The organism is Streptomyces sp. NPDC043908, assembly GCF_056435525.1.
In genome coordinates, this window is sequence record NZ_JBWKEI010000007.1 from 242,534 (window position 1) to 256,964 (window position 14,431).

At 72.2% G+C, this 14,431-nt stretch carries 13 protein-coding genes and 1 pseudogene; 4 read left to right on the plus strand and 10 right to left on the minus strand.

All coding sequences use genetic code 11. From position 1 onward, the window contains the following. Positions 1–142: 142 nt before the first annotated feature. Positions 143–796: a DUF4360 domain-containing protein gene (locus tag AC069K_RS17890; protein WP_365099936.1), complete on the plus strand. Its 654-nt coding sequence runs from the start codon at positions 143–145 to the stop codon at positions 794–796. Between the two features lie 58 nt (positions 797–854). Here the strand turns inward: AC069K_RS17890 and AC069K_RS17895 are convergent, their stop codons facing one another. Both AC069K_RS17895 and ggt read right to left on the minus strand, forming a co-directional pair. Continuing rightward, a complete protein-coding gene (locus AC069K_RS17895) occupies positions 855–1,562 on the minus strand; it encodes a glycoside hydrolase family 75 protein (protein ID WP_478617180.1) in 708 nt (235 codons plus the stop codon). Positions 1,563–1,728: 166 nt separating this feature from the next. Continuing rightward, entirely contained in the window at positions 1,729–3,525 is a 1,797-nt protein-coding gene (gene ggt, locus AC069K_RS17900) for a gamma-glutamyltransferase (protein ID WP_478617182.1), read from the minus strand. A gap of 104 nt (positions 3,526–3,629) precedes the next feature. On the opposite strand from ggt, the gene AC069K_RS17905 reads away from it, so the two are divergent. Beyond that, entirely contained in the window at positions 3,630–4,361 is a 732-nt protein-coding gene (locus AC069K_RS17905) for a hypothetical protein (RefSeq protein ID WP_358833411.1), read from the plus strand. Here the strand turns inward: AC069K_RS17905 and AC069K_RS17910 are convergent. The 6 genes from AC069K_RS17910 to AC069K_RS17935 form a co-directional block, all read right to left on the minus strand. Then, on the minus strand, positions 4,327–5,604 hold the full coding sequence (locus tag AC069K_RS17910) for a cytochrome P450 (protein ID WP_478617185.1): 1,278 nt from the start codon (positions 5,602–5,604) through the stop codon (positions 4,327–4,329). The genes AC069K_RS17905 and AC069K_RS17910 overlap by 35 nt on opposite strands. A 104-nt stretch (positions 5,605–5,708) precedes the next feature. Beyond that, positions 5,709–6,197, minus strand: a complete 489-nt coding sequence (locus tag AC069K_RS17915) for a hypothetical protein (RefSeq protein ID WP_478617188.1) — start codon at positions 6,195–6,197, stop codon at positions 5,709–5,711. Continuing rightward, positions 6,194–7,651, minus strand: coding sequence for a HAMP domain-containing sensor histidine kinase (locus AC069K_RS17920; protein ID WP_365099548.1), 1,458 nt, complete (start codon positions 7,649–7,651; stop codon positions 6,194–6,196). The genes AC069K_RS17915 and AC069K_RS17920 overlap by 4 nt, the downstream gene beginning before the upstream one ends. After that, positions 7,648–8,328 carry a response regulator transcription factor gene (locus AC069K_RS17925; RefSeq protein ID WP_358833415.1) on the minus strand — a complete coding sequence of 227 codons (681 nt, stop codon included), beginning with the start codon at positions 8,326–8,328 and terminating at the stop codon, positions 7,648–7,650. Before AC069K_RS17925 ends, AC069K_RS17920 begins: the two co-directional genes overlap by 4 nt. A gap of 49 nt (positions 8,329–8,377) precedes the next feature. Then, on the minus strand, positions 8,378–10,000 hold the full coding sequence (gene murJ / locus AC069K_RS17930; RefSeq protein WP_478617193.1) for a murein biosynthesis integral membrane protein MurJ: 1,623 nt from the start codon (positions 9,998–10,000) through the stop codon (positions 8,378–8,380). Continuing rightward, the gene (locus tag AC069K_RS17935; protein WP_365099542.1) at positions 9,997–11,154 is read right to left on the minus strand and encodes a lipid II:glycine glycyltransferase FemX; all 1,158 of its coding nucleotides are present in this window, start codon (positions 11,152–11,154) and stop codon (positions 9,997–9,999) included. Before AC069K_RS17935 ends, murJ begins: the two co-directional genes overlap by 4 nt. Before the next feature lie 223 nt (positions 11,155–11,377). On the opposite strand from AC069K_RS17935, the gene AC069K_RS17940 reads away from it, so the two are divergent. Both AC069K_RS17940 and AC069K_RS17945 read left to right on the plus strand, forming a co-directional pair. After that, positions 11,378–12,601 (plus strand): L,D-transpeptidase, encoded by a 1,224-nt coding sequence (locus tag AC069K_RS17940; RefSeq protein WP_478617196.1) that lies wholly within the window; start codon positions 11,378–11,380, stop codon positions 12,599–12,601. A 5-nt stretch (positions 12,602–12,606) separates the two neighbouring features. Continuing rightward, positions 12,607–12,876 (plus strand): annotated as a pseudogene (locus AC069K_RS17945) (acyl esterase); the annotation flags it as partial. A gap of 35 nt (positions 12,877–12,911) precedes the next feature. Here the strand turns inward: AC069K_RS17945 and AC069K_RS17950 are convergent. Continuing rightward, positions 12,912–13,784 (minus strand): amino acid ABC transporter permease, encoded by an 873-nt coding sequence (locus AC069K_RS17950; RefSeq protein ID WP_365099540.1) that lies wholly within the window; start codon positions 13,782–13,784, stop codon positions 12,912–12,914. Next, entirely contained in the window at positions 13,781–14,425 is a 645-nt protein-coding gene (locus AC069K_RS17955) for an amino acid ABC transporter permease (RefSeq protein ID WP_358834694.1), read from the minus strand. The genes AC069K_RS17950 and AC069K_RS17955 overlap by 4 nt, the downstream gene beginning before the upstream one ends. Between the last annotated feature and the right edge of the window lie 6 nt (positions 14,426–14,431).

A 14,431-nucleotide genomic window follows, 5' to 3' on the forward strand; every position in this document is an offset into this window, starting at 1 on the left:
CCCGGAACAGGCCACGGAATCCGCCCCGCGAACGGGCTACCGTGGCTGGTCCGTACCTGTCCCGGAACGTCACGTTCTGCTGTCATGGACCCGCCAACCCCCCACAGGAGTCCGGGCTGGCGACATGACCGAAGGGAGCGTCATGTTCAACGCACTGGCCATCGGCGGCGCATCGGCCGTCCTGCTGGCCGCCCCGCTCAGCACCTCCGGCCACACCCCCGGCTGGGGCACCCCGCCGCCCGACAAGATCGTGATCGACCTGGTGACCGTCAACGGTTCGGGGTGCCCCGCGGGCACCGCGGCCGTCGCGGTCTCCCCCGACAACACCGCGTTCACCGTCACGTACAGCGCCTACCTGGCCCAGGTCGGCAAGGGTGCCCAGCCGACCGACCTCAGAAAGAACTGCCAGCTCGCGCTGAACGTCCACGTCCCGCAGGGCTTCACCTACGCGGTCGCCTCGGCCGACTACCGGGGCTTCGCCCACCTGGAGAAGGGCGCCACCGCGCAGGAGCGGGCCAACTACTACTTCCAGGGCATGTCGCAGACGGCCTATATCGCGCACCCGTTCAAGGGGCCGTTCGCCGACGACTGGCAGACCAACGACACCACCGACGTCGCCGCCCTCGTCTACAAGCCCTGCGGGGAGGAGCGCTATCTGAACATCAACACCGAGCTGCGGGCCGGGGCCGGCACCTCCGACACGGTCAACACCACCAGCTTCATCACGATGGACTCCACCGACGCGAGCATCACCACCACCTACCACTTCTCGTGGAAGGCGTGCCCGCCGAAGTAGCGCCCGGCGAAGCGGTACGCGCGGGGGCCGCCCGCCGCGGGGCGGACGGCCCACCGCGTCAGTTGGCGGCGATGAACCGCCGGGCCAGCTCGTCGCCGAGCGAGACCGCCGCACTGTGGCTCTCGATCGGCTCGACCCGCGAGTTCCTGAAGAGGATGTACGTCACGCCGGACTCGGCGCCGCCGGAGACCGGGTCGGGGTTCATCCCGAGCGCCTTGGCGGTGGCGTAGGACGCCTCCCCGATGATCCTGGAGGGGCCGGTGTCGCCGACCACCGCGTACTCGACCTTGTCGCGGTAGATGACGGCGACCAGCCCCCCGCCCCCCATCCCCGACGAGGCGTAGTTCCAGATCGAGCCGGAGGCCGGCACGACGACGTACGGCAGCTTCTCGGCGTTCAGCGGTCTGCCGTCGGACTGGCGGAAGGCGGTCTCGCCCCGGAACCAGGGGTCGGTGCCGGGGTTGCAGGCGGCGGTGGTCTGGCCGTCGCAGTCGATGTCGAGGTCGGCCTTCCAGAAGACCGCGCCGTTCTTGCCGCAGACCGGGACCGTCGCGGAGGTCTCGCGGTCGGTCCGGTACTTGCCGCGGGAGATCTGCGAGCAGGACGTCACCTTGGCGAGCAGGTCGGCCGCGCTCACCCGGTCCTCGTCGGTACGGGTGGGCGCGTCGGCCGGGCGGGTCGCGGTCGAGGCGGTGGCCGGCAGGGCCGCGGTGGCGAGCAGGGCCGCGCCGGAGGCGGCGGCGAGGGCGAGCGTTCGCGTACGCACGTGGGGACCCTTCTGTAGGAGAGCTTCCTTGCCTGACGCGAACACAGCGAGCCGTTTACATGGGCGCGTCAACGCCGGTCACATAAAATGAAACGCGGCCCCCGTCCCGTGAAGGACGAGGGCCGCGCCCGCTTCACCCGCCCGGCGGACGGGTTCTGACGCAGTGTCACCCGGCCGGGCGCACCACCATCGCGGAGCCGCCGCCGCGCCGGACCTTCTCGGCCGCCGCCACCCAGCGGCCGTCGTCGAGCCGTTCCACACCGGTGGCCGCGCCGATCACCGGGTTCAGCGAGAACGCCTGCCCCAGCGCCTCCAGCCGGGCCCGCAGCGGGCTGTTGTAGAGCTCGGGCTCCAGCTCCGTCTTCGCCGCGTTGCGCTGGCTGGCACGCGGCGCGGCGATGGCGTCGACCAGCGGCAGACCCCGGTCCAGGTGTCCGACGAGCGACTGGAGCACCGTGGTGATGATGGTCGCGCCGCCCGGCGAGCCGAGCGCCATCACCGGGCGGCCGTGCCCGTCGAGCACGATCGTCGGGGACATCGAGGAGCGCGGCCGCTTGCCGGGTCCCGGCAGGTTCGGGTCGTGCACGGCCGGGCTCGCCGGGGCGAACGAGAAGTCCGTCAGCTCGTTGTTGAGCAGGAAGCCCCGGCCCGGCACCGTGATGCCGCTGCCGCCGGTCTGCTCGATGGTGAGCGTGTACGAGACGATGTTGCCCCACTTGTCGGCCACCGTCAGATGCGTGGTGTTCTCCCCCTCGTAGGTCGTGGGCGAGGCCTGGCCGGAGGTGGCGCACGGCGCCGGGTGGCGCGGGTCGCCGGGCGCGAGCGGGCTGGTCAGCGCCTTGGTGTCACTGATCAGACAGGCCCGCGCATCCGCGAACCGCTGCGAGAGCAGCCCCTTGGTGGGGACGTCCTCGAAGGCCGGGTCGCCCACCCAGCGGCCCCGGTCCGCGAACGCCACCCGGCTCGCCTCGATGTAGCGGTGCAGATACTGCGCCTCGGACGCCTTCGACAGGTCGGTGCGCTCCAGGATGTTGAGCGCCTCCCCGACCGTGGTGCCGCCCGAGGACGAGGGCGCCATGCCGTAGACGTCCAGGCCCCGGTAGCCCACCTTCGTCGGGGCCTGGTGCTTGACCGCGTACGACCGCAGGTCCTTCGCGGTGAGGTCGCCCGGGCGCGCGTTGCGTCCGGAGCCGGGCGCCACGGGGGGCTTGCGGACCGTCCGGACGATGTCGCGGCCCAGGTCGCCGCGGTAGACGGCGTCCGCGCCCGCGCGCCCCAGCTCCTCGTAGGTGCGGGCGAGATCGGGGTTCTTCAGGGTCGAGCCGACCACCGGGAGCCGGCCGCCGGGCAGGAACAGCTTCGCGGTGTCGGGGAAGTCGGCGAACCGCGCCTGGTTGTCGGCGGTCTGCTGGCGGAAGGTCTCGTCGACGGTGAAGCCCTCGCGCGCGAGCCGCTCGGCGGGCCGCAGGAGCTTGCTCAGCGGCTTGGAGCCCCAGGCGTCCAGGGCCGCGTCCCAGGTGGCCGGGGTGCCGGGGGTGCCGACGCTGAGCCCGCTGGTCACCGCGTCCGGGAACGGCAGGGGTTTGCCGTTCTCCAGGAACAGGGACGGGGTGGCCGAGCGGGGCGCGGTCTCGCGGCCGTCGATGGTGTGCACGGTGCGGGACCGGGCGTCGTAGTAGACGAAGTACCCGCCGCCGCCGACGCCCGAGGAGTACGGCTCGGTGACGCCGAGGGCGGCGGCCGTGGCGACGGCGGCGTCCACCGCGTTCCCGCCGTGTCTGAGCACGTCGATGCCGGCGGCGGAGGCGTCCACGTCGACGCTGGCGACGGCGCCGCCGTACCCCACCGCCTCGGGTGTCTTGACGGGCGGACGGGCGGTTGCCGGTGGGGCGGCCGCGACCGAGGTCGCCACGGCCGCGGCGACGGCCAGTAACGAGAGACTGCGGACGGCGGAGCGACGCATGCGTACCTCCTGGGTGCGAATGTCCGCGCAGCGTAACGCCGCTCCCGCCGTCGCGTCAGGACCCTCTCGAACACCGCGCCGCGTGGCCGCTAGCATGCGCGCCCATGAACGACGACGTACGCAACATCGTGCTGGGGGTGGTGGCCGCGGGCATCAGCGCCGCCCTGGGCTGGCTCACCCGGACCTATCTCTGGAAGCGGCGGCTCCGCCGCCAGCAGGACTTCTTCGGGCTGCCGACGCACTCCGAGTGCCTGCTCGTCGTCAACCGGGACGCGGGCGCGGAGGGTGCGGTGCACCGGTTCGACGTGTTCGCGCTCCTCGAACTCGCCTCGCTCATCAAGGACTGCGGGGCGCACGCCCGGATCGTCCAGCACGACGCGACCCAGCAGGGCTTCGGCGTACGCACCGAGTTCTGCGTGGGCGGCCCCTACTCCAACCGACGGATGGCCGCGCACCTGTCCGCGCTGCTGCCGGGCGTCACGATGAACGTGGACAGCGAACCCGTCCCGGAGCGGGGCGCGTTCACCATCGGCGGCGAACAGTACCGGGTGGAGGGCGGGGTGACCGAGTACGTCATACTCGCGCGGGTCACCGCCGGCCAGGGGCAGCGGCCCGTCTTCCTCTTCTGCGGGCAGCGCGCCATCACCAACCAGGCGGCCACCCGCTATCTCGCCCGCAACCACGAGAAACTGGCCCGCAAGCACGGCACCGGCACGTTCTGCCTGCTCCTGAAGGTCGTCAACTCCCTCGCCTACGGCCCCGACGTGGTGGAGGTCGTCGCGGACGTCACGCGCGCCGCCCTCACGGCCCCGACAGCTCCAGCGGCAGCGACTTGATCCCGTTGACGAAGTTCGACACCAGCCTGCGCGGCGGCCCGGCGAGCCTGTAAACGGGCAGCAGCCGCAGCGCCTCCTCGTGCAGCACGCGCAGCTGGAGGCGGGCGAAGTGCGCGCCGAGGCAGACGTGCGGTCCGTCGCCGAAGGACACGTGCGGGTTGGGTGCGCGGGTGAGGTCCAGGCGGTGGGGGTCGGCGAAGACGCGCTCGTCGTGGTTGGCCGAGGCGTGGAAGACCACCACCTTCTCGCCCGCCCGCACCCGCTGCCCCGCCAGCACGGTGTCCCGTACGGCGGTACGGCGGAAGGTGAGCACCGGGGGGTGCCACCGCAGCAGCTCCTCGACGGCGCCGTCCACGGCGGCCGCGCCCGAGCGCAGGGCGCGTTGGGCTTCCGGGTGCTCGGCCAGCGCCAGGAAGCCGCCGGGGGCCGCCGCCCGTACGGTGTCGTTGCCCGCGACCGTCAGCAGGAAGAAGAACATCTCCAGCTCGGCGTCGGCCAGTTCGCCGTGGGCGAGCGCGGTCATCACGTCGTCGGCCGGCACGCGCCGCTTGTACGCGGCGAGCTCCTGGGCGTAAGCGAACATCTCGCGCAGCATCGCGGGCGAGCGGGGATTGACCGGCCGCCCGTCGGGGCCGGGCACCGGGGGCTCGTCGGGGTCCTGGTAGCCGATGACCCGCTCCGTCCACTCCAGCAGCAGCCCGCGGTCGCTTCCGGGCACCCCGAGCAGGTCCGCGAGGTTGAGCAGCGCGTAGTCGTCGGTGACCTCGGTGACCAGGTCGACCACCCCGCCCTCGGCACCGTCGCGGGCCGCGCCGAGCAGGGTGCGCGCCCGGGCCCGTACCGCCGCCGCGAACCGGTCGACGCGGCCCGGGGTGAAGGCGCGGCTCACGAGGCGGCGCAGCCTGCCGTGGTCGTGGTGGCCGCCGCGGCCGGGCGCCGGTGGGGAGCCGGGCGCGGGGTCCTGGTTGAGCATCATGCGCCGGATGAACGGCAGGTCCTCGGGGTCGGGGTCGCGGATCTGGGTGGCGCCGAGCGCGGAGGAGTAGCCGGCCGGGTCCTTCAGGACGCGCACCACGTCGGCGTGGCGGGTGACCGCCCAGAAGCCGGGCCCGGCGGGCCAGCCGAGGACCTCGTACTCCTCCTGCCAGGCCACCGGGTGCCGCTCGCGCAGCTCCCGGTAGTCGTCGTGGGGCGGCCCGGCGGCGTACCGGCGCGGGTCGAAGACGTCCGGCAGATCACTCATCGCACCACGGTGCCGCCCGCCGGGGCCGCCGACAAGAGCGCCCGGCGCGGGGGCTCCCGGCGGGGGCTCCCGGCGGGGGCTCCCGGCCGGGCGGGGCCGAGGTGTCAGAAGGGGCAGGCCGTGGGGGGCAGCGTGCCGTCGGTCCCGGTGACCGTCACCGTCACCGTGGTGCTCGCCTCCTCGCCCACCGCGTGCGCGGCCGTGCACGCCAGCTGCTGCCGGGCGAGCGCCGGGAAGTCGCGCACGGCGCGCTCCAGCCGGATGTTCACGCTCCGGCCCTCCCTGCCGACGACCAACCCGCCGTAGTAGTTGGGCAGCTCACTGCCGAGCCCGGCGTCCTTCTCGGCGTCGGTCGGGCCGCTCAGGAGCAGCAGGACGGCGCCGCCCGGTGACTGCTCCTCCTGCCCGCCGGACCGGACCACCGGCAGCAGCCCGCCCGGGCCCGTGAAGTACAGGGTGACGCTGCCGAGGCCGGTGGGCGTGGGCCGCACATAGGCCGGGTCGCCGACCTCGACGACGTCGGTCGAGCGGACGCCGCAGCCGGTGGCGAGGAGCAGGACGGCGCCCAGGGCGGCGAACCGGACCGCCTTCACGAGGGACTCCCCTCGCCCGGCGGGCGCAGCGGGAGCTCGACGGTGAACACCGCGCCGCCGGAGGGCGCGTTGGCGGCCCGGACGGTGCCGCCGTGCAGCCGGACGTTCTCCAGGGTGATGGCGAGCCCGAGACCGCTGCCCGCCGAGCGGGTACGGGCGGCGTCGGCCTTGTAGAACCGGTCGAAGATGTGCGGCAGGACGGCCGGGTCGATGCCGGGGCCGCCGTCGCTCACCTCGGTCACCAGCCGGTCGCCGTCGGCGCGCAGCACCACCCGGACCGGGGCGGTGCCGTGGCGCAGCGCGTTGCCGACGAGGTTGGCGACGACGACGTCGAAGCGCCGGGGGTCCAGCATCGCCCGGATCCCCCCGGGCAGCTCGACGGCGACCTCCTCCTCCCAGCGCCTGCGCTGGAGGGTCTTGGCGATCGTCTCGGCCACGTCGACCTCGTCGAGGTGGAGCTCGGCGGCCTTGGCGTCGAAGCGGGAGATCTCCATCAGGTCGTCCACGAGGGTGGCGAGCTTGTCGGTCTCGGTGGAGATCAGCCGGACCGCGGCCGCCGTGTCGGGGTCGAGCCGGCCGGCGTCCTCGTCGAGGACCTCGGTGACGGCGAGCATCCCGGCGAGCGGGGTGCGCAGCTCGTGCGAGACGTCGGAGGCGAACCTGCGGGCCCGGGCCTCGGCCTTCTGGAGCTCCTCCACGGACCGTTCCAGCGCCTCGGCCGACTCGTTGAACGTCCAGGCCAGATCGGCGAGTTCGTCCGAGCCCTTGACCTCGATACGGGTGTCGAGGCGCCCCTTGCCCATGCTGCTGGCGGCCCGCCGCAGATCGCGGACGGGGCGCAGCACACTGCGGGCGGCGAGCAGCGCGGGCACCAGGGCGACGGCGAGCGCGGGCAGCGCGCCGTCCCGTGCGGCGGTGACCATCGCCTGGACGTTGTCCTCCTCGGCGGACAGCGGCATCACCGCGAACACCGTGAGCCCGGAGGGCTGCCCCGGGTGCACCCCTTCCTCGCCGAGCATCACGGGCATGCCGACGGTCAGCCACGGCCGGCCGTCCTTCACCACCCGCTGGAAGGTGCCGTGGGGGTTGGCGCGGGTCCGGCGCCGCAGGTCCTCGGTGAGGACGCCGGAGGTGGTCTGGCTGACGTTGGAGGCGCGCAGCGTGCCGTACTCGGCGAAGACGTACCAGGGGTGCGGCTTGCCCTGGCGGCCCACGGCGAGGCTGAGGTCGCGCAGCGAGGCGCGGGTCATCGGCAGCTTGACCGGCTGGGCGCCGATCTGGTCGCGGAGCTGGGCGACGGCGGTGTCCTGGGCCTGCTGGAGGATGACCGAGCGCGCCTCCTGGTAGATCAGGGTGGCGGTGGTGCCCGCGGCGATGGCGGCGACCAGGAGGAAGGCGGCGATCAGCCGGGCGCGCAGCCCGAGGCGCCCGGCCCGCAGACGCGCGCGTATCACCGCAGCGGGCCGAAGCGGTAGCCGAAACCGCGGACGGTCTGGATGTAGCGGGGGCTGCCGGCGGTGTCCTCGATCTTGTGCCGCAGCCGCCGGACGCAGGCGTCGACCAGCCGGGCGTCGCCGTGGTAGCTGTGCTCCCACACCGACTCCAGGAGCTGCTGGCGGCTGAAGACCTGCTCGGGGTGGGCCGACAGGTGCAGCAGCAGCTTCAGCTCGGAGGGGGCCAGGGCCAGGCGCTCGCCCGCCTTGGCGGCGGTGAGTCCGGCCCGGTCGAGGGTGAGGTCCCCGTGGAACTCCAGTCCCGGGCGTCCGGGTTCGGTGAGGCGGCGCAGCACGGCCCGGATGCGGGCCTCGATGACCTCCGTACGGGCGGGTTTGACGATGTAGTCGTCGGCGCCCGCCTCCAGGCCCACCACCACGTCGAAGTCGTCGCCGCGGGCGGTGAGCATGATGATCGGCAGCTGGCTGGTCTCGCGGATGCGGCGGCAGACCTGGACGCCGTTGATGCCGGGCAGCATCAGGTCCAGCAGGACCAGCTCGGGCTGGAAGGCGCTGAGCGCGGCGAGGCCCGCCTCCCCGGTCTCGGCCGCGCGCACCTCGTGGCCGCGCCTGCGCAGCCCGAGCTCGACCCCTTCCCGTACGGAGGGGTCGTCCTCGATGAGCAGCACGCGTGGCATGAGCGTCAGTATCCCAGCAGTCTCGTGTGTCCCGGGCGGGTGAGGTCGTTCAGCGCTTGCGGCCGCCGCGGAGCCTGCCGAGCACGTCGTTGATGCCGTCGAGCCGCAGCGGCCGGGCGAGCAGGGCGACGGTCACGAGCAGCACGGCGATTCCGGCTCCGGCTCCGGCGAAGTAGCCGAGGCCGTCGGCGGCGCGGGCGGCCGCCCAGCCGAGCAGCGCCGCCGGGGCGCAGCCCAGGAGCAGCCGGGCGTGGGTGGCGAGCGAGGGCGAGCGCAGTGCTCCGGCGCCGCCGCCGAGCCTGCGGTGCAGGGTGTACGCGGTGAGGGCCCAGCCGGCGAAGAGCGCCAGCGAGTACGCCCCGGCCATCCCGGTGACCGCCCAGCGCGCGGGCAGCAGCACATAGGCGAGCGCGGACAGGCCGGCGTTGCACCCGGCGATCACCAGGTTGAGCAGGAACGGGGTGCGGGTGTCGCCGAGGGCGTAGAAGCCGCGCGAGAGCACGTACTGCCCGGAGAAGGCGATGAGCCCGGGCGCGAACGCCATCAGCATCCCCGCCATGATGTCGACCTCGCCGGGGCTGGTCCTGCCGTACCCGAAGACCACGCCCATCAGCCAGGGTGCCAGCGCGAACAGGGCGCAGGCGGCCGGGACGATCAGCGCGGCGCTGGTGCGCAGCCCGTAGGAGAGGTCGCGCCGCACCTGTGCCGGGTCCCCGTCGGCCGCCGCGCGGCTCATCCGGGGCATCAGCGCGGTGAGCAGCGAGACGGTGACGATGCCGTGCGGCACCACCCAGAGCATGTACGCGTTGGTGTACGCGGTGTAGCCCGCGCCCTTGGCGTGCTGGGCGGCGGTGGTGGAGAGCCGGGTCACCACCCAGTACGCCAGCTGGTTGGTCAGGACCAGGAGCACCAGCCAGCCCGCCGAGCGCAGCGGGCGGGTGATGCCGCTGCCGCGCCAGTCGAACCGCGGCCGCCAGCGGAACCGGGCCGCGCCCAGCGCCGGGACCAGCGCGAGCGCCTGGACGGCTATCCCGGCGGTGGTGCCCCAGCCCAGGATCCGGGTGTCGGTGGCGCTCAGGGTGTCGCCGGAGGTGCCGGCGGTCGCCAGGTACAGGCCGAACACCGCGATCACGACGAGGTTGTTGAGGACGGGCGTCCACATCATCGCGCCGAACCGGCCGCGCGCGTTGAGGACCTGTCCGAAGAGCGTGAACAGGCCGTAGAAGAGGATCTGCGGCAGGCAGTAGCGGGCGAAGGCGACGGTGAGGTCGCGCTGGGCTCCGGTGTAGTCGGTGTAGACGTCGACGATGCGGGGTGCGGCGAGCACCGCGACGGCGGTGAGGGCGAGCAGGGCGGCGGTGCACGCGGTGAGCAGCCGGTCGGTGTAGGCGGCGCCGCCGTCGTCGTGCTCCTTGGCGGCGCGGACCAGCTCGGGCACGAAGACCGCGTTGAGCGTGCCGCCGATGAGCAGGGTGTAGAGGATGGTGGGGATGTTGTTGGCGACCGCGAAGCCGTCGCCGACGAGCTGGACGCCGAGCGCCGCGGACACCACCGCCGAGCGGGCGAAACCGGTGGCGCGCGAGACGACGGAACCCGCGGCCATCACCGCGCCGCTGCGGGCCAGGGACGGCTTGGCGGCGTGCCGCGGCGCCGTTCTGACGGGGGCCGTCACCGGCGCGCCAGATAGGCCTGGAACGCGCGGTACAGCGCGTGGTTGGCGGTGCCGCTCATCGGTGTCTCCCACTCCCCCAGTGTCTCGACCACCTGGCCGCCGGTGCCGAGCTTCCAGCGCAGCAGACCGAACGGGCGGTCCTGTGGATCGAGAGTGGAGGGTACCCCGCGCATGTCGTACACCTCGGCGCCCAGCGCGTGGGCGTCCAGCATCATCTGCCACTGGAGGGCGTTGCTGGGCCGGACCTCGCGGCGGTGGTCGGCGGAGGCGCCGGTCTGGTACCAGACCCGCCCCCCGACGGAGATCATGGTGTGCGCGGCCAGCACCTCGCCCCCGTGCACGGCGAGGTAGAGGCGCATCCGGCCGGGGTGTTCGGCGTTGAGCGCCGCGTACTGGCGCTCGTAGTACGCCAGGGAGCGGCCGAGCCGGAAGCCGTCGCGCTCCTCGGTGACGCGCAGCAGCCGGTAGAACTCGGGCAGGTCGGCCGCGCTTCCGGTGACGACCTGGACGCCCGCCTTCTTGGCCGTGCGCACATTGCGCCGCCACTCCTGGTTGAGCCCGGACCACAGCTGTTCGGGGGTGCGCCCGGCCAGCGGCACCTGGAAGACGTAGCGCGGCTGGGCGTCCGCGTCGCCGCCGTCCCCTCCGCACCGCCGCCAGCCCCGCGCCCGCAGCCGCTCGGCGACGGCGCTGCCGAGGGAGTCGACCTCGGTGGCGAGCACGTCGCCGACCCGGCGGCCGGTGCCGGTCGCGGACTTCAGCAGGGCGGCGTCCCAGCGCCGGTACGCGGGTGAGGGCCCGATACGGACGGCGAAGGCGCCCGCCCGGCGCAGATGGCGCAGCAACGGCTGGAGCCAGCGGTCGATCTCGGGGTCGGCCCAGTCCGCGACCGGCCCCTCGGGGAGGTAGGCGAAGTGTTTCCGGGTGCCCGGGAACTGCCGGTAGAGCACGAGGGCCGCGCCCTTCAGCTCACCGCTGTCGGAGTGCCAGCCGACCCTTTCCGCGGACCACTGGTCCTTCACCTCGGCCCAGGAGGGGTGCTGGAGAAAGCTCACGCCGGAGCGGGCCGCCAGAAAGGACCGGTACTCGGCGACGGAGAGACCGCGCACCCGCAGGTCCTGGTCACGGTCGCCGGTCACGAGCAGTGCGGACACGTGAGTGACCTCCCAAGTACGCCCCGCCATCGGTTCCACGGGGATGCACAGGATGCTCACAGCGGTCCATGACCGGTCCGCGCGGCGCATGTGACCGGACGGTGACCGTTCCTCTGCGGTCCTTGTCACAAAGGAATTCCGTGGATTTCCGGCCCTTTGCGCAACCTAGAGTCGGGTGACCGACTCTCTCCTACGGAGAAGCATTGCTACGGAGGTTTTCCAGTTGAGCCGCACACGCCGCCACACCCCGCTCGGCCGCCGTCGCGTCCGTAACGCCGTCATCACCGGAACCGCGGTCCTCGCCGCCGCTCTGAGCGCCTGTTCCGGCGGCTCGGGCGGATCGGGCGACGCCAAGGGCGGCGCCGACATCTCGGGCGCCAAGAAGGCGGAGATCTCCGTCAACCTGACGGGGCAGCAGGCGAAGGCGGGCGCTCCGGTGAAGGTCACCCTGGCCCAGGGCAGGCTCCAGCAGGTCGCGGTCACCGACGGCAAGGGCGGGACGCTGGCGGGCAAGATAGCCGCCGACGGCAGGACCTGGACGTCGGACCGCAACGCGGCGCCCGGCACCACGTACGCGGTCGAGGCGAAGGACGACAAGGGCTCGTCCGCCAAGGCCGGTTTCGCGACCGCCGCCGCGGACAAGGTGAACAAGCTGTCGCTGGCGCCCGGCAAGGACACCACGGTCGGGGTCGCCCAGCCGCTGTCGATCGTCTTCGACCACCCCGTGAAGAACAAGGCGGCGGTGGAGAAGCAGCTCAAGGTGACCACCTCGGACAACACCGTGGGCTCCTGGGGCTGGATGGAGGACTACTCGGGCAAGTCGCGGGTGGACTGGCGCCCCAAGGAGTACTGGAAGGCGGGGACGAAGGTCACGCTCCAGGCGGACCTCAACGGCGTCGACTCGGGCAGCGGCTGGTTCGTCAAGGACTACAAAACCGGCTTCACGGTCGGCAGGAACCAGGTCGTCAAGGTCAGCCTCGACAACCACCACCTGAAGCTGTACCGCGACGGCGCCGTGGTGAAGGACATCCCGATATCGGGTGGTACGCCCGGCGGCGACAAGGCGTCCTGGCGCGGCAAGGCCGTCCTGATGGCGAAGGAGGGCACGATCAACATGAACTCCGAGACGGTCGGGCTCGGCAAGGCCTACGACAAGATGGTCGACTACTCGATGCGTCTGACCTGGTCCGGGATGTACGCCCACGCCGCCCCCTGGAACAGCCCGTACTTCGGCAACACCAACCACAGCTCCGGCTGCATCGGCATGAGCGACGCCCACGCCAAGGAGCTGTACGGCATGGTGCAGCCGGGCGACCCGTTCGAGATCGTCGGCGATGACGCCAAGGGCACCCAGGCGGTCAACAACGGCTACGGCGAGTGGAACCTCGGCTGGGAGCAGTGGCAGGCCAAGAGCGCGCTGAACGGCGCTTCCACCACGGCCGGCTAGAGCCGCGCCGGGTCCGGGGCACGGCCGCGCCGTACGCCACGCACCCCCACCAAGGAGAGCGGCACCCCCGTCGCGTCTGCACGACGTGGGCCCGCTCGGCCTCGGCAAGCCGGTCGGCGACGCCCCCCGCACCGTCCACGGCAAGACGCCCGGCACAGGTGATGGACACCGTCGACCCGCTCTACAACGAGCACAACCCGACCGGCGCGCAGCTGACCTTCTCCCCGCCCGCGTCAGACCCGTCGTATCTGACGGTCCCTCTCCGCGAGGAGTGATCACCGGCTGCTGCCGGGTGGGCCTTGCCCCCTAGCTACTGCGCACCTGGCAGCAGCGTCCCTGGTTCGGCCGGGGCGACATCCACGGCCTCCGTCTTGGGATCGCGCTTCTGTCTCCTGGCCATCCAGGTGGCGAACCAGGAGAGCAGCATGCACATCCCGATGTAGATCGGTGAGATCACCATCACCACGGGGATGAACGGCAAATCGTAGTCGAGATTCGAGGCGATGAGCTTCCCCGCGTGCAGGAACTCCTCATAGGTGATCAGAAAACCGAGCGAGGTGTCCTTCAGGGCGACCACCAGCTGGCTGATGATGGTCGGCAGCATCGCGCGGACGCCCTGGGGGACCAGCACGTACGTCATGACCTGCGTCTTGCGCATCCCGAGCGAGAATGCCGCCTCCTTCTGGCCGCGTTCCACGGAGTTGACGCCGGAGCGGAACACCTCGGCGAGCACCGAGCCGTTGTAGAGCGTCAGTCCGGCCACCAGCGCCGGCAACGGCTGCACCTTCAGCGCCACGAAGATGAAGAAGATCATGACGAGGACGGGCATGGCGCGGAAGAACTCCACCAGCAGCGTGGCCAGCCAGCGCAGCACCCGGTGGTCGGAGAGCCGCCCGGTGGCCAGGACCGCGCCGAGGACCAGCGAGAACAGTGCCGCGAACCCGAACGCCTTGAGCGTGTTGCCGAGCCCGCGCAGCAGCAGCCGCTGGATCCCCTCGTAGGCGAAGGGCGACCACTTGGTGGAGGTGAACTGGTCGGTGTCGAACAGCAGGTAGACGATCCAGCCGAGCAGGGCGAGGATCAGGACGGTGGAGGCGATCCCGTAGAGCAGGTGGCGCTGCCGGGTGTTCGGGCCGGGGATGTCGTAGAGGGCGGTGGCTTGTCCGGACGGCTGAGCGGTCATCGGGCGACTCCCCAGTACTTCTCCATCAGGTTGAAGACGGCGCTGATGGTGAGCGTGACGATCAGATAGCCGACGGCGATCCAGATGAAGGTCCAGACGATGTCGTAGCCGAGCTCGCTGAGCGTCTTGTACGTGCCGAGCAGCTCGGTGACGCTGAACGCGCCCGCGATGGCGGAGTTCTTGGCCAGCGCGATGAGGGTGGAGCCGACCGGCGGGATGACCGAGCGGAAGGCCTGCGGCAGCACCACCGCGGAGAGCGTCTGGCCGAACGTCATCCCAAGGCTCCGGGCCGCCTCGCCCTGGCCGGTGGGGACGGTGTTGATGCCCGAGCGCAGTGCCTCGCAGATGAAAGCGGAGGTGTAGCAGCCGAGCGCGATCACCGCGAACACCTTGAAGGGCAGCACCAGCCCGAAGCGCGGCAGCCCGAGCAGCACGGCGAAGAAGAGCAGCGTGAGCGGGGTGTTGCGCAGCACGTTCACCCACACGGTGCCCAGCGCCCGGAACGAGCCGACCGGCGAGACCCGGAAGGAGGCCATCAGGAAGCCGAGGACCAGCGCCAGGGCCGAGGCGTAGACGGTGAGCTCGACGGTGCCGAGGAGACCCTTGCCGTACAGCGAGAAGTTCTTGGTCAGTACGTCCATGCGGGG

Coding starts and splice junctions, on each gene's coding strand:
- AC069K_RS17910 (WP_478617185.1), bottom strand. CDS start 5,604: ATGAGTGATCTGCCGGACGTCTTCGACCCGCGCCGGTACGCCGCCGGG.
- AC069K_RS17925 (WP_358833415.1), bottom strand. CDS start 8,328: ATGCCACGCGTGCTGCTCATCGAGGACGACCCCTCCGTACGGGAAGGG.
- AC069K_RS17890 (WP_365099936.1), top strand. CDS start 143: ATGTTCAACGCACTGGCCATCGGCGGCGCATCGGCCGTCCTGCTGGCC.
- AC069K_RS17905 (WP_358833411.1), top strand. CDS start 3,630: ATGAACGACGACGTACGCAACATCGTGCTGGGGGTGGTGGCCGCGGGC.
- ggt (WP_478617182.1), bottom strand. CDS start 3,525: ATGCGTCGCTCCGCCGTCCGCAGTCTCTCGTTACTGGCCGTCGCCGCG.
- AC069K_RS17950 (WP_365099540.1), bottom strand. CDS start 13,784: ATGACCGCTCAGCCGTCCGGACAAGCCACCGCCCTCTACGACATCCCC.
- AC069K_RS17955 (WP_358834694.1), bottom strand. CDS start 14,425: ATGGACGTACTGACCAAGAACTTCTCGCTGTACGGCAAGGGTCTCCTC.